Genomic DNA, 22,189 nt, shown 5'->3' on the forward strand with positions numbered 1-22,189 from the left:
AAAATTTATTTATCGGCGGTGCCGCTGATTATTGATTGGCTCTAACCAACCTCAACCCAGAGGCCTAAGTGCGGTTTGAGATTACATTAAGCTAAAACATCGTTGCTTTCAATATTTTACCATGTTTTGATTAAGAAAACACCCACTCACCGTTAAAATAATTTACCCTCTCACTGGATACTGATATTTTCTTTCATCGTAATCAACCCGATAAATTTTTCCTTCACCGGGATACCGGTTAATTCGGTGAGGGCTTTGGCGTAAAGATTGATTTGAATTTCGTAGCCTTTAATGGTTTCCTCCCGCAGACAGGAATCTTTAAAATAATCGGTCTTATAGTCGACAATGACCCATTGGTGGTCTTCCATAAAAATACAGTCGATAATCCCCTGAACGATGATCTTATCCGGGACTCCCGCCCATACTGTCCGGATTTCAGCGGGTGCGTAAGCGTAGTTGAAGGGTATTTCCCGCCTGATTTTTTCGGCTGACAATAGCCTGATCCCCAGGGTCGAGGTATAAAAGCTGATTAGTTTATCAACGCTGATGGTTCGGGCCAATACTTCTGGTAAAAATTCTTTTTGGATCAGGGCTTCAATCTGGTTGGCCAGATATTTTTCCAGAAACATCGGCAATGCTGATTGGCCATTATTTAGCAATTCCTCCCGGATTGGTTTCAGGTCGACCACTTCCATTAATAAATGGAGTGCCGATCCTCGTTGGGCGGCGGTGAAATCCGTCTGTTTTTGCTCCATAAATTTCGGTTTTTCCTGCTTTTGAGAAAGTGTTCTGAGCGCTTCCGGTTCATCAGACTGATCTCTTTTTTGATAATCCTTGATTTCGGTTACGCTCATCTTACTGGGCAGTTCGTTCTCCGCTTTGGCTGGATAACGGAAATCCAGACGCTGGTGAATGGCTTCCCGATCAGCCTGTGAAATTCCAATTGGGGACTTTTCCGATACTGCTTCAGGCTTATCCAGCCCCGGATCGATCGCTGTTGAACGATCCGCCAGGTCCTGTTGATCTTCCAGTCCCAGACCCACTTTTTCGGTGAATTGATCAGCCTGATGGTAAGCAATGTCAAAATCTGCCAACTCCAGATTGGTCTGCGCCGGATCGCGGCCCGCCAATACGCCCATCATCACCCAGTCCAGCAAACTAGAGGCATTGAGGAGGTGATACTCGTCCGGCTCATTATGCCATTTTTGCCAGGCTTTATCGCGGTTTTTCACCGTTCCCACAATCACCAGTTTTTCCTCAGCCCGGGTCATCCCCACATAAAGCAGCCGCATTTCTTCGGAGAGCATTTCGATATTACTCTGCGCCTTGCAGACCTCTTTAGCCAGGGAATTATGTTTAAACCGTTTTTCCAGATTGACATAATCCGGACAGATCCCCAGATCCTTATGAAATAATACCTGGTTATAATTACTACGTTTATTGAAGCCTTTCCCGATTCCGGTCAAAATTACGATCGGAAATTCCAGCCCCTTGCTTTTATGGATCGTCATCAATCGCACCACTGCTTCATGACTACTGACCATCGCTGGCGGTGAAATATCCTGTTTGTGTTTTTTCATGTTTTCGACAAAGCGAATGAACTGATACAGCCCTTTCAGGGTCGATTTTTTATAGTCCCCGGCCCGCTTCAACAAGATTCGCAAATTACACTGCCGCTGTTCGCCGCCGGGAAGGGCTCCCACAAAGGCGTAGTATCCCGACTCCAGATAGATTTTCCAGAGAAAATCTTCCACTGGCATCAGCTTCGATTGATCTCGCCAAGCAGTCAGTTTTTGATAAAAGACGCTCAGTTTTTGGGACAGTTCATCGCACTCTTCCTGGCAATAGGCTTCCACTGCCTGATAAAAAAATCCCTGGGGGTGGGCGATCCGCAACCGGGTACATTCGGTGGTCGTAAAATTGCCGATCGGCGAGGTCATAATACTCAACAACGGCAGATCCTGATGCTGGTTATCCATCAGGTTTAGCAGGTTTAAGATCATCGTGATTTCCAGCGATTCGTAGTAATTGGTGCCGCCGTCAAAATAAGTGGGAATCCCCATTTCACTGAAGACCCTGAGATAGACATCCCCTCTTCCGGCAACACTCCGCATCAGCACGCCAAAATCACCATAGTTGATGGCTCGTTCCTGATTATGGCGGGTATCAAAAAAAGTGGTCCCCACCAATGCCTGAATTTGATTAGCCACAAACCGGGCCTCAACTTCCACGGCGGTTACATCTTCCTGTTCCTGCTCATCATAAGCCTGAACATCACCAGCCTCAACTTCCTTTTTTTGCTCTTCAATAATATGGATTTCGGTTTTTTGATAAGGCCCTTCATGGGGTAGACCCTTGTTGAGCCGGGCCTGCTCGTCATAATTAATTTCCCCCAATCCGGCGCTCATGACCTTCTCGAAAATGGCATTAACACTGTTGATCACCCCCTGAGCCGATCGGAAATTCTGATTCAGGGTGACCAGACTGTTGTTGGGGTTTTCATCCCTGCCAAAGCTTTCATACTTGCCGATAAAGATGGTCGGATCGGCCAACCGAAATCGATAAATGCTCTGTTTAACATCGCCGACCATAAAATAATTATTATTCCGAACAATCTGCTGGAGAATGGTTTCCTGCATTTCATTGGTATCCTGATATTCATCCAGAAAAATATAGCGATAGCGGGCGCGAACCTCATCGGCCACTTCCGGGTCCATTAGAATTTTAAGCGTCAGCTGTTCCAGGTCATTGTAATCGACCAGGTTTTTCTGGGCTTTTTTGGCCTGAAAGGCAGTCCAGAATTTCTGCGTCAGCGCGACCAGATCGGTCATCGGTTTTTTCAGTTCATTGAGTTCCGCGACCATTTCATCAATATTAATAGCAAAACGTTTCTGTAGCCCTGCAATACCGGTTTTAGCTTCATCCCGATATTTTTTAATCTGCTCATTGTGTTCCTTATCCACTTTAGCCGTCCCTTTGAAGCGCTCATAGCTCAGGGTTTTTAAAGCTTCAAGCCCCTGCACCAGATCGGCTCGAATCGTTTTTTCCAGCGTTTCCAGCATCACCACTTCGCTTTTCATCTGTTCATGGGTTTTCTCAAAACCCGCAACTGCGCTGATGTCCCGGGCTTTGATGGCCGAATCCATCGCACCCTGAAGCTCGGTTTTAATTATTTTTTTCAGGGATTCTCCCCACACCGAGGTTTCCAGGCTTTTTTGATCGCAATCAAACAACGCCAGGGCCTGGTGGCTCCAACTTTTGGGATTAGGCTGGGTGGCCAGAAAGCGATACAAGCTTTCCACCGTGTCTTTTAAGGCCTGATCATTTTTATTACCGCTATATTTTTCGACCAAATCGAGTAAATCGATGTCCTGCTCATTTTTTTTCTGATTTTTTTCCTGATTGGGATCCACCTCTTCTGAATTTTTCTGAACGATATTTTCATTCACGATATTTTTATCCGCGATCGCCTGCTGGTATTCATCTTCGAATACCTCTTCCAGGGTTTCTTTGAGCATTAAGGCGATTTCGGTATCATTACCAATGGCAAAGCCGGGGTCGATATCGCCCTTATGAAAATACTGACGTAATACGCTGAGACAAAACGAATGGAGGGTGGAAATAGAAGCGCCTCCTAAAATATTCATTTGCTTCATTAAAAAGCTGCGGTCATTTTCGGGGTTTTCCAGTTCCCGGGCCAGTGCCTGGCTAAGGCGATTTTTCATTTCTCCGGCAGCGCCCCGGGTAAAGGTCAGAATCAACAGTTCATCAACGCCCACCTTTTCTTCCCGGACAATGCGGATAATCCGCTGGATCAGCAGCGCTGTTTTTCCTGACCCGGCAGCGGCTGAAACCAGCATGTTGGTTTCCCGGTTTTCGATCGCTTTTAACTGATCACTTGTCCATTTCATCGCTTTCACCTTCCTGAATTAATGTAAAAAACTGTTCTTTCTTCATCGCTGCTTTCAGCACCTCATACCCCCCCCGGGTGATCGCGTCATCAAACTGGCAGATGCCCTTGTAATCACAATATTGACAGGCATAGTCATGGCCTTTTTTATAGGGTCGGATCTTGATATCACCCTCATAAATATTTTTGATCTGTCGGATCACGGTTTTGCGGACATAGTCGATGATACCGGTAAATTCTTCCCGGTTAAGCTTGAATTCCGACCGATAAACCGGCAGAATATCAGATTTTTTTCCGTCCGCTTCATGATCCATGGCAGCGATAACCATTTCGTCGTCCAGTAGCAGCCCATTGAGTTTAAAGGACTTATTGATGGCAGCCAGCACATTCTCACCAAAGTCCAACCGTGGCATCGGGTCATCGACGTAAAAGTAGAAGGTTCCGCCGGGCAGAATATCTTCGGCATCAATAACCGTCATGGCCCCATCCAGATACACCAGCAACTGAAGCGAAAGGCCATAATAGATGTCATCATAACCCAGTTTCTTACTGCCGGTTTTATAGTCAATGACCTTAACCCAGGTATGACCGTCTTTTTCGTAGAGATCCAGCCGGTCGATCTTGCCATAGATCTTCACTTCACCCAGTTTCGCATCCGGCAGGCTTAACTCCTGTTCAAAGCTGAACTCGGTAGCCTGGGGTTCAAAATCCCCGGCACATAGTTGTTGCACCAGGATATCAATCGACTTTTTTCCGACCCGTTCCAGTTTTTTTCCCAGGTACTGATTTTGGCCGGTACTGTTAAAGACATTGGTTTTAATTTGTGGCAGGCAGCTTTCCATCACTCCTTCCAGCAGGTTATCCCGCTGATTTTTGGGCAGCGTACGCAGATCAAGTTTTTGTTCGTGGACTTCCCGAAAAAAGCCGTCGATCAGTTCATGGAGCAGGGTACCGATTTCCGGGGCGGCAATATTATAAATAGGCCGGCTCTCGGGTTTTAAGCCGTATCTGACATAATGGGAAAAGGGGCATTGGCGGTGGGTTTCCAAGCGGGTAATACTGGTCCGCAGGTTTTTGCCATAAAGAACAGCAGCCTCGGTCCCGGTCATAGCCTGGGAAACCCCGGCATAGTTCAGGGCCTCAGTCAGATTGCTGATTATTTGTTGGTAATCCGGATTGTTTTGATACCAGTCTTGTACCTCTGCCCACAGGGCCTCTTCCAGCTGCTGGGTCGAACCAGCCTCGGACCGGCTGTCGCGAAGATGCCTGATCAAATGCCAGAGGGTCGCATCGGGGGTGCTGAGGGTATTCCAGAATGCCGCCACGCCGTCATTCAGGGTCGATAAGATCTCAATCTTCGGAAAGATTCCCAGAATCTGGCTCAGCAGAATGCTGGGCTGCTGGCTGTTGCCTTCCATATCGGCTAAAGCCCAATGGAGCGCCAACCGGGATTTAGGTTTGGATAATAGATCATAAACCAGAAACCGTTCCTGATCCATTTGAAAACTGCGATTATTTTGCAGTCGGATCTGGTGAGCGCCGAGAATCTGCCGTTCCAGATCCGAGAAAAGGTTGGGTTCGCTGCCGCTACCGGGAATTTTTCCTTCGTTCAGTCCAAATACAATCAAGACTTCAAAGGCCGAGCTGCGGCTCCGGCGCAGATCGGTGATGCTGACATAGTCCCGATAAGGCGGGATAATTCCCAAACGATAGCCCTGAAAGCCACTTTTTAAAATCCGCAGGTATTCTTCCCTGGTCGTTTCATCATTTCCCATCGTTTCGACAATCTGATCAAAAACTTCCATCAGAATATTCCAGATCTGGTGGTAAATTTCCATGGCTTCATAATTACCTGATTCTGATAGCTGTTCCACCAGAGCTTCTATTTTTTCCGGGGTTTTGATCCTTACCAGAAATTCATAGAGGGATCGGGTATAATCCTGGCAGCTTCGGCCAGCCTTCAGATCCGCTTTGAGCTGGGTCAGGGGGGTAATCAGTTTAAGCCGTAGCTGATTAAGGTTGCCCAGATCCAGCGCCGGATTCTGGCTGACTTTGGTAAATTCCTGGTCCCATTGTTTACCCCGGATACCAAACTCCAGGGCATAATTTTCCAGATCTTCGCATTCGGACAGAGTGATCGGTGAAAAGCCGGTTTTCACAAAACCGAAAACATCATCAAGCCGGTAATTATTCTGGATCACCTCCAAAGCCGTTACGACTGCTTCGATCAGATGATTATCCCCGATGGCACGGAGATCATCCATAAAAAAGGGGATCTGATACTGGGTAAAAATACGCTTGATAATACTACCATATTCTTCCAGATCTCCGGCCAGAACCACCATATCCCGAAAGGACAGCCCTTCTTCCCGAATCAACTCAAGAATCTTGCGGGCGCCCATTTCCACCTCTTCCCAGGTATTCTGGCACTGGGTCAGGCTGATCTGCTTGACTGCTTCCGGGTATTCGAGCTTGGGATAAGCAAAGAGATTAGCCTCCAGATGGGCCAGCTCCGGACTTGTTTGATTTTTCCCGGAAATCTTTTCCAATTTAAATGCAACCTGCGCTCTGGCCCCAATTTCTTTGAGGTTGTCCATGGTATTGGCGGTCAATTGAAAAACTTCCTGGTCCCGTGCTGATGGATCCGGGTCCCAGGGCAGGGCAATATGGATTTCTTTGACCGTATCGACCAGATTTCCAATCATGCGGTAATCCTGAGCTGAGAAATTCTGAAAGCCATCCATCCAAATTTCGCTATTTTGCAGAAATTCTGCCGTTGGTATTTTTTCGCAGACGAAATTGCGAAAGTCTTCTTCATCTTTACGATCATTTCCCAGCAATTCCTGAAAATGGCGATAGATTTTGATCACATCCCCCAATTTCTGGGGCATGATTCCCTGACTCAGAGTCTTTCTGGTCTGTTCCAGATTTTCCGGGGCAATCTCATTCTGTTTGAGTTCGGCAATCAGATCCGCAATACTGATCAGAAAACCGGGCTTTTTAACACTGGAACGATAAATGGTCAATTGTTCCTGAATGTCCCCCAGGGTTTTTTGTAGCAGCATATTTTTTCCGTGACTGTCCATATAGGTCTTGGTAAGACCGCCGGTTTCCTGTAGGACCCGGTTTCCCAGCCGTTTGGGACTCAGCACTTCCACATTCAGCAGTCCAGCCAGGCCATTGGCCTTGATCAAGGCTTCTTCAGCCCCAAGAGTAAACTGTTCCGGAACCATTAAATAGAGTTTTTCTTTACCCGCATCCAGCGCCGCACCGATCTGGTGATAAACCGCCTCACTCAAAACCTGAGATTGCCGGCCCACGATCATTGTAATTCCCATCCGTTTTTCCTTGTATAATAAATTTAGGTTAGTAAAGGCAACCTATAATCCTTTATTGGCTGCAAGATTATACGCAACCGTGTATAATCTAGTTATTAGATAGAGTGATGTCGTTTTTTCCTTGAAGCATTGACTTCGCACTTGAAAGACTGACACCTCTGTCCGATAAACTGATTACGGATAAGTTGGATGTTGACTCACGGGAGTACTTCGAATATCAGACAAGGCAGTAACGTTTATTAGTCAGGGGATCCTATCTAAAATACTTTTTTAAGGTGGTCCTATGCATTACCTCGGAATTGATATTGGAAAAAATACTCATGTGGCTTCTTTGATTGATAAAAATGGCAAGACTTTGTTTAAAGCCTTTTCTTTTTCAAACTCAACCAGCGGAGGTGAGAGTCTTCTCAAAACCGTTGGTAATTTCATTGCTTCCCCTTCTGATCTGGCAATCGGCATGGAAGCAACTGGTCATTATTGGCTGTCTCTTTATTCGTTTCTCGTTGAACAAGACTTTCTTATTCACGTTATCAATCCCATCCAAACTGATGGTTGGCGAAAAGGAGTCGAAATCCGTAAACGTAAAACGGATATTATTGATTCACTTCTGATTGCTGATCTGATTCGATATGGCGATTTCTTTGAAACTTCTCTGGCTGACGAAAATACCCTTGCACTGCGTAACCTTTGCCGATTCAGAAATTATCTCGTTGGTTCAATCAGCGATCTTAAACGAAAGACCATTTGTATTCTTGATCAGATCTTTCCAGAGTATGCTGGGGTGTTTTCGGATATCTTCGGTCAGACATCAAAAGAAATTCTAAAAAACTTCAGCTTATTAAGTGACTTTGAAGCTGTCAGTTGTGAACAATTGGCGTCCATTCTGTCTGAAATTAAGCTCAAAAAATTTGCTGCTTCAAAAATAAATCAGATCGCCGACCTTTCCAGAGATTCCTTTGGCATCAAGTTTGCTCTTGACAGTTTTCACCTTCAATTAAAGATTCTTGTTGAACAGATTGACTTCATTCAACTCCAAATTACCGAGCTGGACAATCAAATATCAACTATCGTTGAAAAATTCAATTCGCCTATTTTCACTATCCCTGGTATTGGCCCGGTTACCGGAGCAACTATTCTTTCAGAAATTGGTGATATTGAGCGGTTTTCTACTCCGGCAAAACTTGTCGCCTATGCCGGGATTGATGCCTCCGTCAATCAATCCGGTGAATACAGCAGCAACAATAATCATATGAGTAAACGCGGTTCGCCGTATCTTCGTAAAGCCATTTTCCAGGCTTCCCTTGTCGCATCTCATCATGATCCAGTTTTTAAAGCTTATTACCAGAAAAAACGGGCTGAAGGCAAACATCATTTAACTGCTCTTGGCGCTGTTTCAAGAAAAATGTGTTATACCATCCATGCCATCCTGAAAAACAATATCGCATACAAAGTTCAACTTCGAAAAGAATGATTAACTCCTTCTTTTCTCACCTGTTTTTCAGGTCTTTTTGTCATGCATTTTTATTCATATGCTTTTCCTCGTTTTTTTCTCTCAACCTGTTGACTTTTTATAGTTGGTCTTTCTGAATTATCACACCACGAATTATCCGCTATTTTAAAAAATCACCATCCCTTTTCAAAAGATGGTGATCAAAACTGTCCTGAATATTATACGGTCACAAAACCTACTTTTTTGCGCACCTTTGACAGGGTTCGCCAGGCAATCTGGGAAGCCTTTTCGGCATGAACATGCATGATCTGTTCCAGATAAGCCTTCTCACCCAACAGCCGGTGATACTCGTTTTGCACCGGCAACAGGGTATCGGCGACCGTTTCGCCAACGGCCAACTTGAAATCGCCATAACCCTTACCGTCAAATTCCCGGGTAATCTCATCCAGGCTTTTTCCGGTGGCACAGGAATAGATTTCCATTAAATTGGAAACCCCAGGTTTTTCTTCACGATTATGATAAACGGCCATATCCGAGTCGGTGACCGCCCGTTTAAACTTTTTGACAATGGTTTTGGAGTCGTCCAGCAATGAGATAAAGGCATTTGTATTATCGTCCGACTTGGACATTTTTCGTTCGGGTTCCTGAAGACTCATAATACGCGCCCCGGATTCACCAAAATAAGCTTCTGGCACCTTAAACACATTACCGAAATTCTGGTTAAACCGAATGGCAATATCCCGGGCCAATTCCACATGCTGCCGCTGATCATTGCCCACCGGCACTAAATCGGTTTGATAAAGCAGAATGTCCGCGGCCATCAGCACCGGATAGTCAAAAAGACCAACCCGGATATTTTCTCCCTGCTTTTGGGATTTATCTTTAAATTGGGTCATCCGGCTCAGTTCGCCCATATAGGTTGAACAGTTTAAAATCCAGGCCAGTTCCGAATGCTCCGGTACCATCGATTGGACATAAAGAATCGATTTTTCGGGATCAATACCCAAGGCTAACAGCAGTGCAATCGATTCATAGGTCCGCCTTCGCAGATCGGCCGGGTTTTGGGGCATAGTGATGGCATGAAGATCCACCACGCAAAAAAGACTGCGATAGTCCTCTTGCATCGTTACCCAGTTTTTCATGGCGCCAAAATAATTTCCAATGGTAAAGGTTCCCGATGGCTGGATGCCACTATATACTATTTTTTTTACTGGTGCTTCTGTTGTCATAGTTACTCCTTATTCTACTGGCAGTTGATTCTTAGCTTGTAGCAACCGCCATGATCTTTTTAAAATTCTATTCTGAACAGTTTATGGTAATTTCAATTCTGTCAGTTCCAGAGAATCACAATCAAGTTCCAATTCTTTGATCATCCGTTCAAAAATATCATAATCGGCGGTGGTGAGAATTTGGGTGCGACCCATTTCCTCCTGGTTATTGAAATAGTTAAACTCGGTCAGGTGCTTGTTTAATTGCCGAACCAGACCATTGGCCGGGTTGATCAGCTCAAGCTCCGGGTACATTTGTCGGATCGTGACCGCCACAATTGGAAAATGTGTACACCCTAGTAACAGCTCTTCGATAACGATGCCTTTTTTGATACCCTTTAATAAAATCGGTTCAACAGCTTCTCTGATATTATTCTTTAATATTTTCAAATCACCCTGGCCATCGTTGATGACCTTGGCCAGCGTATGCGTTCCCTGGGCAATGTACTCGACCTCTTTGGTCCACAGTTCCAGTTCCTTTTCATAGCCCCGGTTTTTTACTGTGGCCGTAGTGGCGATCAGTCCAACCAGGCCCCGGTCCCGCCAGTTCAGAGTTTCCTGGACACCGGCTTCGATAACGCTGAATAGCGGCACCCGGGCGCTGAGCTCAACAATCAGTGAAGAAAGGGTATTGCAGGCTAAAACCACAGCTTTAACCCCTCTATTTTCCAGATCGCTGATAATGGTATTGGCCAGCATGATCAACTCGTCATTTTCCCGCTCTCCATAGGGCATTCGCATCGAATCACCAAAATAGAGATAGTTTTCATTGGGTAGCCGGTCTTGCAGTGCTTTCAGTACGGTAAAACCACCGATGCCCGAATCGATGACGCCAATGGGTCCATTGTTGTCCATCTTTTCACTTCTTTCCTGATTGATCACGGAAGGTTATTCCTTTTTCCTCGCTCATATCGTCAATGATAGCCAAAGATTCCAGCGCAATTCCCTGTTGACGGATTATCGCCCCACCATCCTGAAATCCTTTTTCAATGGCAATACCCACGCCCACCAGCGTGGCACCGGCCTGATTGATTAAATCAATTAAGGCTTCGACTGCCTTACCATTGGCCAGAAAATCATCGATTATTAAAATACGATCCGTCGGGTTGAGATATTTTTTTGATACCATAATTTTATAAGCCTGCTGTTTGGTATAGGAATAGACATCACTGGAATAGATTTCCTCGTCTAAATTTAATGATACATATTTTTTTCCAAAAACCACCGGACAATAGTCAAAATATCTGGCCGTGCTGGTGGCAATGGCAATTCCTGATGTCTCAATGGTCAGGATTTTGTTGACTCCCTCTCCGGCAAAGCGTTTGGCAAAAGCCTTTCCCATTTCTTCGAATAGTTCCACATCCAATTGATGATTTAAAAAAGAATCCACCTTGAGGATTCCCTGGCCTTTGACACGACCTTCTTGTCTGATTTTTTTCTCTAATAATTCCATTGATAGCTCCTTCGTATCCTAATCGAATTATTATAACATACTCTCGTCAATTTGGACAACCACGATTCCGCTTTGCTTTATCCGAGTTCGTGGGCAGTCGTCAACTACAAGCAAGCTTGTGATTGGCTCGTTGCCTTCACGCAACCACGATTCCGCTATGCTTCATCGTCGTTCGCGGGCAGCCGCCAACTACAAGCAAGCTTGTGATNGGCTCGTTGCCTTCACGCAACCACGATTCCGCTTCGCTTCATCGTCGTTCGCGGGCAGTCGCCAACTACAAGCAAGCTTGTGATTGGCTCGTTGCCTTCACGCAAAGAAAAGCGGGAATTTCTTCCCGCTTAATGTAGAGTTTATCACTTATTGTGCTTTTTCTTTTTGTGCTGCAGCGATTACTTTTTCTGAAATAATCATCGGAGCTTCTTCATAACGGACAAATTCCATAGCGAATTCGCCTCTGGCCTGAGTCATGGAGCGTAACTCGGTGGCATACTTAAACATCTCGGCCAGGGGTGCCTCAGCCAGGATTCGTTGTTTTCCACCTGATGCTGATTCCATTCCCATAATTCGTCCGCGTTTCTTGTTTAAATCGCCCATAATATCACCCATGTACTCTTCCGGCACGGTGATATCAATGTGATAGATGGGTTCCAAAATAACGGGTGCTGCCTCTTTCATACCTTTACGGTATGCCGCAGTAGCGGCCATTTTAAAGGACATTTCATCAGAATCCACGGCGTGGTAGGAACCATCGTATAAAGTCGCTCTAACGCCAGTTACCGGATAGCCGGCCAGAACCCCTTCAATCATACAGTTTTCGAGACCTTTTTCAACAGCCGGAATAAAGTTTCGGGGTACCGCGCCTCCAACAACCTTGTCAACAAATTCAAACGGTGCATTGGGATCATTGCCCGGTTCAAAATCAATCCAGACATGACCAAACTGACCGCTACCACCAGATTGTTTTTTGTGTTTTCCTTCGGCAGTTGCTTTTTTCTTAATGGTTTCCCGGTAGGGAACCTTCATGTCAACCAGATTGACATCAACCCCAAATTTCTGTTTCAGTTTTTGAGAAATAATTTCCAGATGCATTTCGCCCAAACCAGATACCAGGGTTTGCTTGGTTTCTTTATTACGACTTACCGTCATGGTTGGATCTTCTTCCACCAATCGATGCAGGCCGGTGGCCAGTTTGTCAATATCAGCCTTGGTTTTTGGTTCAATGGCCATGGCGATAATCGGTTTTGGCAATTCAATTTTATCATAAACGATCGGCGACTTGATGCTGGTTAGTGTATCCCCGGTGACTGTATCATTTAACTTGGAAAACGCTCCGATATCCCCAGCTTCCAGTTTTTCAACCTCGATCTGTTTATTTCCTCTTAAAACATAAATATGATTAGCTTTTTCTTTTACTTCCTGCGTTGCATTATATACCTCGACAGAATGATCCAAAACTCCTGACATCACTTTGAAAATTGATAGCTTGCCAACATAGGGATCTGCAACTGTTTTAAATACCAGTGCCGAAAAAGGTTCGTTGTTGCTGCATTTACGTTCGATTTCTTTTTTATCCCGGGGATCTTTGCCAACTTCAAATTTCCCCTTACCTGGTGACGGAAGATATTCAATGATCATATTTTCAAGGGTTTCCACCCCTATGTTTAATGTAGCTGACGTACATAATACCGGGATTAATTCGCCGTTATCGATCCCCTGACGGATACCGGTATGGATTTCATTCTGGGTCAGTTCTTCACCTTCAAAATATTTTTCCATCAGACTTTCGCTGGTCTGAGCCACCGATTCCATAATCATATCCCGATAGGGTTCCAGTTCGGCCTTCATTTCGTCGGTGATCGGTACATCAAAACAACGGTTATCTTTTCTCTGACTACCAGTCAAATCAACGATGTTAACAACCCCATTCATGGCTTCGCCCTCACCCATCGGTAATTCAAAAGGCACGACCTTATTGCCGAATGTCTCTTTCAATTCATCCATAACCTTTGAAAAGGTAGCGTTTTCCCGGTCCATTTTATTAACAACGATTATTGCTGGAATATTTGCTTTTTCTAGAAGTTCAATGGCTTTTTCGGTTCCAACCTGAACGCCAGACAGTGCGTCAAGAACGATAACAACCGCATCTGCCACTCGAAGTGCCGCATAGGCATCACCAATAAAATCAAAATAACCTGGCACATCAATAAGATTGATCTTATGTCCACCAAATTCTAAAGGAATAATAGATGAAGAAATTGAAAACTTTCGTCTTTTTTCTTCCGGATCAAAGTCCGATAGGGTGTTTCCCTCGTCAATTTTTCCCATACGATCAACGGCACCTGCATTAAATGCCAATGCTTCAGTCAAGGTTGTTTTTCCGCTCCCACCGTGACCTAGTATAAGGATATTACGGATGTTCTTTGTTGGATACGTTTTCATGCTGTTTCCCCCTCGCTTATTTTTGCCAATGATTTAATTGTTTTTTTGGTATAAGGCTATTTTATAATATTTCTAAAAAATAATCCACAAAAACATTTATTTATAGATCCTCTTTTATTTTTTTCATAACTTTTTTTTCAATTCGCGATACCGTCGTTTGGGATTTATTAATATACTCTGCTACTTCTTTTTGCGTTTTTCCCCGAAAAAATCGTTGTTCGACAATAATCCTTTCGACCGGATTTAACGATTGAATTTTTTGCTTTAAAAGGTCAATGTTTTCGACATTTTCCATATTGTTATCCAGGTTTCCCAATAGATCCATCAAACTGACTTCCTGGCCATCCTGATTGCTTTCATACTCCATCGATAAAGATTTGGGATAATAAGCATTGCTGCTTTCCATGGCTTTAATAATGCTCTCTTCTGATATTTCCAGATAGACAGCAATTTCAGATATGGTCGGTGATCGCATCAGCTTGTGTTCCAGCGTTGTCCGGGTTTGATTAATCTCCCGATTAAGGTCCTGGACCTTCCTTGGAATACGAATCAGCCATTCCCGATCCCGGTAATAACGTTTTATTTCACCGATAATTGTTGGTGTCGCAAAGGTATCAAACTCATAGCCGCGACTGACATCAAACCGCTCCACCGCATACATTAAACCTAAACAGGCAACCTGAAAAATATCTTCATTATCCCCACTTTTATGCCCATATTTTCGCGATAGAATTTTTGGTATGTAAAGATAATTTTCAATAATCAGATCTCTTAACTCCCGATCTCTCGTTTCTTCGTATTCGGCAAATAACTTTTTGACATCTTCTTTACTGATTTTTCGCTCATACTTCATGGGTCGTCGATAGGTTCTTAACCATGGTAATTGAGGTTCCAGATCCTCTCTCACTAATAATTTCCACCCTATCCATTAGTGATTTGATGATAAATATACCAAAGCCACCCAATTGTTTGCCATTAAGATCTGGCATCGCTACTTCCTCTGGTTCAAAACCAATACCCCGATCGGTTACCGTAAAGACCAGCTTCTGATTTTCCACAATATAGGTTAAATCATAGGTTGTATCTGGATTCTTACTATGGTTCAAGGCGTTTGTGCAGGCCTCGGATACTGCCACCTTCAGATCTTCAACATCGCCAATGGAAAAGCCCATATTGTTTGCCACTGACGCAATTGTAAGACGCGCCAAGCTGACATATTCGGGTTTTGTTGGCAGTGTCAGTTTTATACTATCCATTCTTTTTCCCCTTCTCAATTTGCTTAGTTAGCAGGATTGTCTACAATTTCAATTATTTTATCGACCCCGGTAAGGGATAATAGCTTTTTAATATTGGGCCGCGGATTCATCATAATAATCCGTTGTCCCATTTCTTTTGACTTGTTTCGCAACTCGATTAAAACGCCCATGCCGGTGCTGTCCATATAGGATAACTCGGAACAATCCAGAATGATTTGTGTTGCCTGGGTCATAATTTCTTTTTCAATTGACGCTCTGAATTTTTCTATGGAATAAATGTCGATTTCGCCTTTAATACTGACCATACTTGTTTTTCCCGTTTCAATTATGTTATTGCTGTTCATAAAATCTCCATTTCACAATTAATCTGTTTGAAAAGAAAGCCACTTTTATTCACTGCGCTTTCATTTCGCAGGCGGTCGCCAACTGCCGGTTTTCGCATAAATCCAAAACTAGACCCAATGAGGTAATCACCGTCATTGGGCCTAGGGCTGTAATCCACGGCCTATACCTTATCTTTTCTATTCCTGGTTTGAAAAACTCCCAAGCCTCTTTTTAATACTGATGCAGCCTTCACTACTGGATCAATTACGTCATGTTTGATGGTATTCAATGCTACTTCAACCTCATCCACCATCAAACTGGACTTATCCACGATATGTGCTGTGGATTTGGTTATATCATCAGCATTTTCCATAATACTACGAAGTGCCAGACGATTATCTTCCATCAGCTTGGTGGTTGTGTCAAAGGTGGCTGCCAGACTTTTAAACAGCTTAACCAAATAAACCGTTCCGACTACAAAAGCAACCCCTACTAATAAAAGCGCTAATTCCCACAAGCTAAAATTTAAGGTTATCATTTATAGCTTCCAATCCTTACGCTTCTTCTTTATCAGCAACTTCTGCTTCTTCAGTCAATTCCGCTTCTTCTTTTTCAAGAGCTTCCAGCTCTTCGTTTAAATCAGCAATATCCTGTTCAACCTCGTCCTGGATTTCCTGAATCTTGCTTTCGATCTGATTTTTGTATTCGTTAACTCGTTCAGTAAATTGTTCTTGCATGTCCTGGAATTGTTCTTTGAGATTTTCACCATATTCTACGGCTTGATCATAGGCATTGCCCAGGGCTTCTTCTGTGCCTTCAGCTAATTTTTTCCGGGTTTGCTCGCCAGCGTCCGGTGCCAATAACACACCCAGTGTCCCGCCGATGATGGTTCCGAGAAAAAGTCCGCCAACAAAATATAATTTGTTACTGCTCATTTTAAATTCCTCCACTTTTCATTGTGATATTTACTACATTTTACCTCAAAATACCCTTAATTAACAGTTATTTATTTTATTTTTTATTTCAAAGAAACTATTCGCCAAACTTATCGTTGATTAATTGTACTAATGCATCCACTGCTTCGGCTTCGTCGTCGCCTTCGGCCTGAACTTCGATGGTTGTTCCCTGGGAAATTCCGCCGGCCATAATACCCATAATACTTTTTGCATTAATCGAGTTTCCCTCTTTAATAACAAATATTTTTGATTTGAATTTACCGGCTGTTTGAACAAACATCGATGCAGGGCGAGCATGCAAACCTGTTGCATTTAATACAGTCACTTCTTTTTTTACCATTGTAATTCCTCCTAATGATTCTTTTCTAAATATTTAAATTCAATTTTTTCATTGATTCTTGAACAAAATCCATTATTTCCTCACCGCTATCCATATTAAGCGCGGCATCGGCAATGTTTTTGGCATCTTCATAACGAACACTCCGAATGATCTTTTTAATCTGGGGAATTGACAGGGCACTCATGCTGAATTCATAAAGGCCCAACCCAAGCAGGAGCACGGCAGCCAAAGGATCTCCGGCCATTTCACCACACATCCCGGTAAAAAAGTTATCTTTCTTTTCAGATGTTGCCGTCACCTGCTTAATGAGTCGCAAAATAGCAGGGTTAAATGGGTCATAGAGATAAGAAACTTCCTGATTCATTCTGTCCACCGCCAGGGTATACTGGCAGAGATCATTAGTACCGATACTGAAGAAATCAACTTCTTTGGAAATAATATCAGCCGCAATCGCTGCTGAAGGAATTTCGATCATTACTCCTACCTTGACAGCCTTGTCATAGGGCCGCTGTTCTTGATCCAGCTCTTTCATACAATCCAGAAGGATCGCCTTTGCCTGTCTGACTTCTGTAATTGATGAAATCATCGGGAACATGATATGGGCATGGCCATAAACGCTGGCTCTTAAAATTGCCCTGAGTTGAATTTTGAATAAACCGATTTCTTTGAAACAAAGTCGGATAGCCCGCAAACCCAAAAATGGATTCTGTTCGTCATCCATCGGTAAGTATGGCAGTTTTTTATCGCCACCAATATCCAGGGTTCGAATAATTACCGGTCCGTTGGGAAAAGCTTCTAAAACTGAACGGTAGGCCGCAAATTGCTTTTCCTCGCTAGGCATCACATCACTGTTCATATATAAAAATTCAGTTCGATAGAGTCCAACCCCGACGCCACCGTTCTTCAAGACTCCAGCTACATCATTGGGCTCACCGATATTCCCGACTAATTCGACTTTTCTGCCATCTAAGGTGACGGCATCCAAATCTTTCAGCGCTTCCAGTTCTTTAAGATAATTCTGGTATTTCATTTTTTCGTTTTGATAGGATTCTAATTGTTCGTTTGTAGGATTAACACACACCTTACCCGTCAGACCGTCAACAACCATTAGATCACCGGTCTTAACTGTCCCGGTGATATCACCCAAACCCAGAACTGCGGGTATTTCAAGACTTCTAGCCATAATGGCAGTGTGAGATGTTCTGCTGCCAATGTTGGTGGCAAAACCCATTACCCGTTTTTTATCCATTTGAGCTGTATCTGAAGGGGTCAGATCATCGGCTATGATAATTACATCCTCGTCCAGTTTAGACAAATCGGCCTGAACAATCCCCAGAATATTCTGAAGAACCCGGGTACCCACATCTTTAATATCTGCTGCCCGGGCACTGAAATAGGGATCATCCATCTGATCAAAAATTTCATAAAACCGGTCGGTGACGTTCTTAACGGCATAGTCGGCACTCAGGTGATTGTTATTGATTTCTGCTTCGACACCTTCCACAAATTCCGGATCATCCAGAACCATGGCGTGGGCCTCAAAAATAGCGCCTTCCTCTTCCCCAAGCTCATTGATGGCTTTTATTCGAATGGCTTCCAATTGCTCATGGCTTTTTTGGATTGCATTCTGAAATTTAACCATTTCTGCCTCAGTGTCTTCAATTTTATGCTTGTTTACTTCGACAAGAATCTTCTCATAAACAAGTGCCTTAGCGATAACAATACCAGGTGATGCAATAATTCCTTCTTTTACAAACATCTTTAATTCTCCTTTTTTTAAAGGTTTATATCTCGTTTCTTCCTTCAAAGGCTTTAATTAATGTGATTTCATCTGTATATTCAAGGTCCGCACCGATGGGGATGCCCTTAGCTAACCGAGTAACCTTGACACCAAGCGGACTAATCAGGTTGCCTAAATACATGGCGGTAGCTTCCCCTTCAACGGTAGCATTTGTTGCCATGATAACTTCTTTAATGTCACTTTCACCAATTCGCAGCAAAAGTTCCCGGGCTTTGATGTCCTGGGGTCCAATTCCATCCAGTGGTGAGATAGCTCCATGTAGAACATGGTAAAGTCCATTGTATTCCCGGGTTTTCTCAATTGCAAAAATATCCCGACTGTTTTGAACCACACAGATGGTTTCCTGGTCACGTTTTGGATTCTCGCAAATATCACAGATCTCTTTATCAGTGATAGTGAAACATTTCTGACACAATACAATTTTCGCTTTTGCTGATATTAATGCCTCGGATAGGCTTGATATTTCTTCATCTGAGAGGTTGATGATATGAAAAGCTAACCGTTGTGCTGATTTTTCTCCGATGCCAGGCAGTTTTCCTAACTCCAGAACTAACCGCTCAAGGGTTTTTGGGTAATAGCCCATTGATAACCTACATTAAACCCGGTATATTCATGCCACCGGTAATTTTTCCCATTTCGGTATTAACCATATCCTCTGCTTTGACAATCGCTTCGTTGACTGCTGCCAACACCAGGTCTTCCAGCATTTCTATATCATCTTCGTCAATCACTTCCGGGTCAATCTTAATCGATAAAATGGTCTTTTTACCAGTCGCCACGACTTTAACGGCACCACCGCCAGCTGTCGCTTCAACTTCCCGTTCTTCGAGTTCTTCCTGCAATTTAGCCATATCTTGTTGCATCTTCTGCACTTGTTTCATCATATTATTCATGTTTCCACCGCCCATACCGGCCGGTAATTTTCTTTTCGCCATTCTGTCCTCCTGCAGTTTTTATTCTTAATAACTTCATTATTATAACACTAATAGTCTATGGTTATCACTATCTTTTTAAGCTAATTTTCAAGTTGATCTTCGGTTTTGATTACTTTAACAGCCTCATCATTGACTATTCTCATGGTTTTTTCGACCAGATCAAGCTCATTGAAATTTTCTTCTTCCAATTTAATTGCGACCGTGAGTGGTTTTCCCGTTTTCTGAAGAAGTGCCGTTTCAAACCCTTTGATCAGCTCTGGTTTATTGACAAACTGATAAAAATTCTTGTTTTCCACCGAATAAACGATTGATAGGTGTGCCTCTCCCTCCAATTCCGGTTCCCCCCGTTTTAAAAACATCGCCTGACCGGAGTTTGTTTTTCCGATTTCTTCACAAAGAATTTTAAAGAATCTGATGCCATCATGGCGACTGCTACCAGTTTTCACTTTTTTATCTGCTAATGGCTGGTTGACTATTGATTCTTGCCCGGATGGGTCAACGCGATCCGATCTTTCGGGGATCACTTCAAAGGTTTCTGCCCCCGGTGCAAAACGTTCTTCTTCCTGAGCTTCACTTCCAGTTTCAAACAAGCTATTATCAGATGGCTGGTTTTGGGTTTGAGACAAAGTTTCTGATAACACCGACTCGATTGCCGGTCTACTTTGAGAACTAGCCAGCGGCAATGGCTTAAGCTCTTTTTTGGGCGAAACGGTTTCCACTCTTTGCGGCGATCCTGTTATTTGATCCCCCAGACAGAGTTTTAATAAGGCCATTTCCACTATAATTCCCTGAAGACTGCTGTATTTCAGTTTGTTTTTTTCATCAATGAGCTGGCTGATCATTTGATACAATTGCTCGAATGTCAGCTGTTTACTCAATTCTTCATAGGCGGCAAAATCCTCGAGGGTACAGAGCAAAATTTCCTTAGCTGTTTCTTTAGCGGTTTTAGTGATTAAGATTCCCCGTAGAAATTCGATCACCTGATCCATTAATAAGATATTGTCTTTTCCTTTGCTGACCAGTTCTCTCAAACAAGTTAAAACACCGGTGCTATCATGAGCAATAATTCGTTTGACTAAATCACAGATACTTTGTTTATCTGCCATCCCGGTGAAAGCTAGCAGATCACTGAAGGCTACGCTACCAGCTTCATTTTGCAGATCAATAATCTGATCCAATAAGCTGAGTGAATCTCTCATTGAGTTTTCACCCCGTGTCGCGATAAAATCATAGCTTTCTTCTGACATATTAACCTGAAGATCTTGGCAGATCTTTTTCATCTGTTCGATGATTAGAGCTTTGGGAATTGGTCGAATTTCATAGCGTTGACAACGCGACAAAATCGTCACCGGACACTTGTTTGGTTCTGTGGTGGCCAGTATAAATACGGCATGTTCTGGTGGCTCTTCAAGGGTTTTTAATAAAGCATTAAACGCTTCCTTGGTGAGCATATGCACTTCATCAATAATGTACACCTTATATTTCCCAACTGTTGGGGGGTATTTTATTCGCTCCCGAATTTCACGAATTTCATCGACGCCACGATTGGAGGCCCCATCAATTTCGATAATATCCATAATTCCCGGGCGATCAATTTTTAGACAAACATCACACTGATTACAGGGATTTCCATCAATCCCATTCGGACAATTAATCGCCTTCGCAAAAATTTTTGCCAAAGAAGTTTTCCCCGTCCCTCTGATTCCTGAAAATAGATAGGCGTGTCCGATTCGATTGTATTTAATTTGGTTTTTCAGTATTCGGGTAATACTTTCCTGGCCTACCACCTCATCAAAGGTTTGCGGCCGATATTTCCGATAGAGCGCTAAATATGACATTGTTCCCTCTTTATCCTGTACTTTTAATGGTTTTATTATATTACAATCTGAATTAATTGTATAGCTAAAAGCATACAACGATTTAGGGGTTATTCGCACCTAAAAAAAGAAGTTCCCACCTAAAAGGAACTTCTTAAACTTTTATAAAAGATGAAATGGCAGTTCTTTTTCTTTTTTTGCTTTTTTTGCCTGTTCTTTTTCAACTTGTGCTTTCTGTCTCTTTTCAGCAATTTCTGCCCGTACTTTTTTCTCTCTAGCAATTGCACGTTCAGCTGCCTTGGCAGTCATTTCTTCCAGTTCTTTAGCTTTATTTCTAATTTCTTTGCGGATCCGATCTTCCAGCTCGATTTTGTTTTTTTCTTTGTCTTCTGCTTCTTTTTGACGAGCCAGCTCTATTTTTTTTGTTTCTTCCTGTTCCACTTTTAACTTTGCTGCTTCTTCAGCTTCTTTTTTCGCTTGCATTTCTGCTTGTTTTTTTATTTCTTGTTGCTTTTTAGCTTCAGCCAGCGCCTGTTTATCTTCAGCGGCTTTTTTTATTGCGATTGCTTCATCTTGAACTTTTTTGTGAACTTTTTCGATTAAGTCCTTGGACTTTGCTGCCACAGCTTTAGCCTTTTTTTCCGCTTCAGCTTTTGCTGCTGCTGCTTTTTGGGCAATTTCCTTTGCTTTCGCTTCTGCTTCTGCTAACTCAGCCTTAATTTTGGCTTCAGCCGCGGCTTTTGCTTCTGCCTCGGCCTTTGCTTTCGCTTCTGCCTCTTGCTTCGCTTTGGCTTCTGCCTTGGCTTTAGCTTCCGCTTCTTTCTTGGCTTTAGTTTCTGCCTTCGCTTTGGCTTCTGCTTCTGCCTTCGCTTTAACTTCTGCTTCTGCCTTCGCTTTAGCTT

Annotated in this window: 17 protein-coding genes and 1 pseudogene; 1 reads left to right on the top strand and 17 read right to left on the bottom strand. The window is 43.3% G+C overall.

The genetic code is table 11. The annotated features are described in order from the left end of the window. Positions 1 to 170: 170 nt before the first annotated feature. The gene (gene addA, locus A3KS_RS0117700; RefSeq protein WP_026396026.1) at positions 171 to 3,911 is read right to left on the bottom strand and encodes a helicase-exonuclease AddAB subunit AddA; all 3,741 of its coding nucleotides are present in this window, start codon (positions 3,909 to 3,911) and stop codon (positions 171 to 173) included. Further along, positions 3,895 to 7,248 carry a PD-(D/E)XK nuclease family protein gene (locus tag A3KS_RS0117705; RefSeq protein WP_026396027.1) on the bottom strand — a complete coding sequence of 1,118 codons (3,354 nt, stop codon included), beginning with the start codon at positions 7,246 to 7,248 and terminating at the stop codon, positions 3,895 to 3,897. Before A3KS_RS0117705 ends, addA begins: the two co-directional genes overlap by 17 nt. A 283-nt stretch (positions 7,249 to 7,531) precedes the next feature. Between A3KS_RS0117705 and A3KS_RS0117710 the strand changes: the two genes are divergently transcribed. Then, positions 7,532 to 8,719 carry an IS110 family RNA-guided transposase gene (locus A3KS_RS0117710; RefSeq protein WP_026396028.1) on the top strand — a complete coding sequence of 396 codons (1,188 nt, stop codon included), beginning with the start codon at positions 7,532 to 7,534 and terminating at the stop codon, positions 8,717 to 8,719. A 197-nt stretch (positions 8,720 to 8,916) separates the two neighbouring features. Here A3KS_RS0117710 and trpS read toward each other — a convergent pair whose 3' ends face one another. The 15 genes and pseudogenes from trpS to A3KS_RS23870 form a co-directional block, all read right to left on the bottom strand. Then, entirely contained in the window at positions 8,917 to 9,927 is a 1,011-nt protein-coding gene (gene trpS, locus A3KS_RS0117715) for a tryptophan--tRNA ligase (protein WP_026396029.1), read from the bottom strand. 81 nt (positions 9,928 to 10,008) lie between these two features. Then, on the bottom strand, positions 10,009 to 10,821 hold the full coding sequence (locus A3KS_RS0117720; RefSeq protein WP_035356760.1) for a glutamate racemase: 813 nt from the start codon (positions 10,819 to 10,821) through the stop codon (positions 10,009 to 10,011). 4 nt (positions 10,822 to 10,825) lie between these two features. Beyond that, on the bottom strand, positions 10,826 to 11,419 hold the full coding sequence (locus A3KS_RS0117725) for a xanthine phosphoribosyltransferase (RefSeq protein ID WP_026396031.1): 594 nt from the start codon (positions 11,417 to 11,419) through the stop codon (positions 10,826 to 10,828). Positions 11,420 to 11,776: 357 nt separating this feature from the next. Further along, the gene (fusA, locus tag A3KS_RS0117730; protein ID WP_026396032.1) at positions 11,777 to 13,858 is read right to left on the bottom strand and encodes an elongation factor G; all 2,082 of its coding nucleotides are present in this window, start codon (positions 13,856 to 13,858) and stop codon (positions 11,777 to 11,779) included. 100 nt (positions 13,859 to 13,958) lie between these two features. Further along, complete coding sequence (locus tag A3KS_RS0117735; RefSeq protein ID WP_084505069.1) at positions 13,959 to 14,765, bottom strand: SigB/SigF/SigG family RNA polymerase sigma factor; 807 nt, start codon at positions 14,763 to 14,765, stop codon at positions 13,959 to 13,961. Further along, on the bottom strand, positions 14,701 to 15,114 hold the full coding sequence (locus tag A3KS_RS0117740; protein ID WP_035356718.1) for an ATP-binding protein: 414 nt from the start codon (positions 15,112 to 15,114) through the stop codon (positions 14,701 to 14,703). Before A3KS_RS0117740 ends, A3KS_RS0117735 begins: the two co-directional genes overlap by 65 nt. A 23-nt stretch (positions 15,115 to 15,137) precedes the next feature. Next, on the bottom strand, positions 15,138 to 15,458 hold the full coding sequence (locus A3KS_RS0117745; protein ID WP_026396035.1) for an STAS domain-containing protein: 321 nt from the start codon (positions 15,456 to 15,458) through the stop codon (positions 15,138 to 15,140). A 161-nt stretch (positions 15,459 to 15,619) separates the two neighbouring features. Then, the gene (locus A3KS_RS0117755) at positions 15,620 to 15,976 is read right to left on the bottom strand and encodes a DUF948 domain-containing protein (RefSeq protein WP_026396036.1); all 357 of its coding nucleotides are present in this window, start codon (positions 15,974 to 15,976) and stop codon (positions 15,620 to 15,622) included. A 16-nt stretch (positions 15,977 to 15,992) separates the two neighbouring features. Continuing rightward, the gene (locus tag A3KS_RS0117760) at positions 15,993 to 16,373 is read right to left on the bottom strand and encodes a YtxH domain-containing protein (protein WP_026396037.1); all 381 of its coding nucleotides are present in this window, start codon (positions 16,371 to 16,373) and stop codon (positions 15,993 to 15,995) included. Positions 16,374 to 16,470: 97 nt separating this feature from the next. Next, positions 16,471 to 16,734, bottom strand: a complete 264-nt coding sequence (locus A3KS_RS0117765) for an HPr family phosphocarrier protein (protein WP_026396038.1) — start codon at positions 16,732 to 16,734, stop codon at positions 16,471 to 16,473. Positions 16,735 to 16,759: 25 nt separating this feature from the next. Further along, the gene (gene ptsP / locus A3KS_RS0117770; RefSeq protein WP_026396039.1) at positions 16,760 to 18,493 is read right to left on the bottom strand and encodes a phosphoenolpyruvate--protein phosphotransferase; all 1,734 of its coding nucleotides are present in this window, start codon (positions 18,491 to 18,493) and stop codon (positions 16,760 to 16,762) included. Between the two features lie 25 nt (positions 18,494 to 18,518). Continuing rightward, complete coding sequence (gene recR, locus A3KS_RS0117775; RefSeq protein WP_026396040.1) at positions 18,519 to 19,118, bottom strand: recombination mediator RecR; 600 nt, start codon at positions 19,116 to 19,118, stop codon at positions 18,519 to 18,521. 7 nt (positions 19,119 to 19,125) lie between these two features. Then, complete coding sequence (locus A3KS_RS0117780; RefSeq protein ID WP_026396041.1) at positions 19,126 to 19,470, bottom strand: YbaB/EbfC family nucleoid-associated protein; 345 nt, start codon at positions 19,468 to 19,470, stop codon at positions 19,126 to 19,128. Between the two features lie 80 nt (positions 19,471 to 19,550). Continuing rightward, the gene (gene dnaX / locus A3KS_RS0117785; RefSeq protein ID WP_026396042.1) at positions 19,551 to 21,308 is read right to left on the bottom strand and encodes a DNA polymerase III subunit gamma/tau; all 1,758 of its coding nucleotides are present in this window, start codon (positions 21,306 to 21,308) and stop codon (positions 19,551 to 19,553) included. A 141-nt stretch (positions 21,309 to 21,449) separates the two neighbouring features. Further along, positions 21,450 to 22,189 (bottom strand): annotated as a pseudogene (locus tag A3KS_RS23870) (hypothetical protein); the annotation flags it as partial.

It is taken from the genome of Acetobacterium malicum subsp. dehalogenans DSM 11527, from assembly GCF_000472665.1.
Taxonomy (GTDB): Bacteria; Bacillota; Clostridia; order Eubacteriales; family Eubacteriaceae; genus Acetobacterium; species Acetobacterium malicum.

Coding starts and splice junctions, on each gene's coding strand:
- addA (WP_026396026.1), bottom strand. CDS start 3,911: ATGAAATGGACAAGTGATCAGTTAAAAGCGATCGAAAACCGGGAAACC.
- A3KS_RS0117705 (WP_026396027.1), bottom strand. CDS start 7,248: ATGGGAATTACAATGATCGTGGGCCGGCAATCTCAGGTTTTGAGTGAG.
- A3KS_RS0117710 (WP_026396028.1), top strand. CDS start 7,532: ATGCATTACCTCGGAATTGATATTGGAAAAAATACTCATGTGGCTTCT.
- trpS (WP_026396029.1), bottom strand. CDS start 9,927: ATGACAACAGAAGCACCAGTAAAAAAAATAGTATATAGTGGCATCCAG.
- A3KS_RS0117720 (WP_035356760.1), bottom strand. CDS start 10,821: ATGGACAACAATGGACCCATTGGCGTCATCGATTCGGGCATCGGTGGT.
- A3KS_RS0117725 (WP_026396031.1), bottom strand. CDS start 11,419: ATGGAATTATTAGAGAAAAAAATCAGACAAGAAGGTCGTGTCAAAGGC.
- fusA (WP_026396032.1), bottom strand. CDS start 13,858: ATGAAAACGTATCCAACAAAGAACATCCGTAATATCCTTATACTAGGT.
- A3KS_RS0117740 (WP_035356718.1), bottom strand. CDS start 15,114: ATGGATAGTATAAAACTGACACTGCCAACAAAACCCGAATATGTCAGC.
- A3KS_RS0117745 (WP_026396035.1), bottom strand. CDS start 15,458: ATGAACAGCAATAACATAATTGAAACGGGAAAAACAAGTATGGTCAGT.
- A3KS_RS0117755 (WP_026396036.1), bottom strand. CDS start 15,976: ATGATAACCTTAAATTTTAGCTTGTGGGAATTAGCGCTTTTATTAGTA.
- A3KS_RS0117760 (WP_026396037.1), bottom strand. CDS start 16,373: ATGAGCAGTAACAAATTATATTTTGTTGGCGGACTTTTTCTCGGAACC.
- A3KS_RS0117765 (WP_026396038.1), bottom strand. CDS start 16,734: ATGGTAAAAAAAGAAGTGACTGTATTAAATGCAACAGGTTTGCATGCT.
- ptsP (WP_026396039.1), bottom strand. CDS start 18,493: ATGTTTGTAAAAGAAGGAATTATTGCATCACCTGGTATTGTTATCGCT.
- recR (WP_026396040.1), bottom strand. CDS start 19,118: ATGGGCTATTACCCAAAAACCCTTGAGCGGTTAGTTCTGGAGTTAGGA.
- A3KS_RS0117780 (WP_026396041.1), bottom strand. CDS start 19,470: ATGGCGAAAAGAAAATTACCGGCCGGTATGGGCGGTGGAAACATGAAT.
- dnaX (WP_026396042.1), bottom strand. CDS start 21,308: ATGTCATATTTAGCGCTCTATCGGAAATATCGGCCGCAAACCTTTGAT.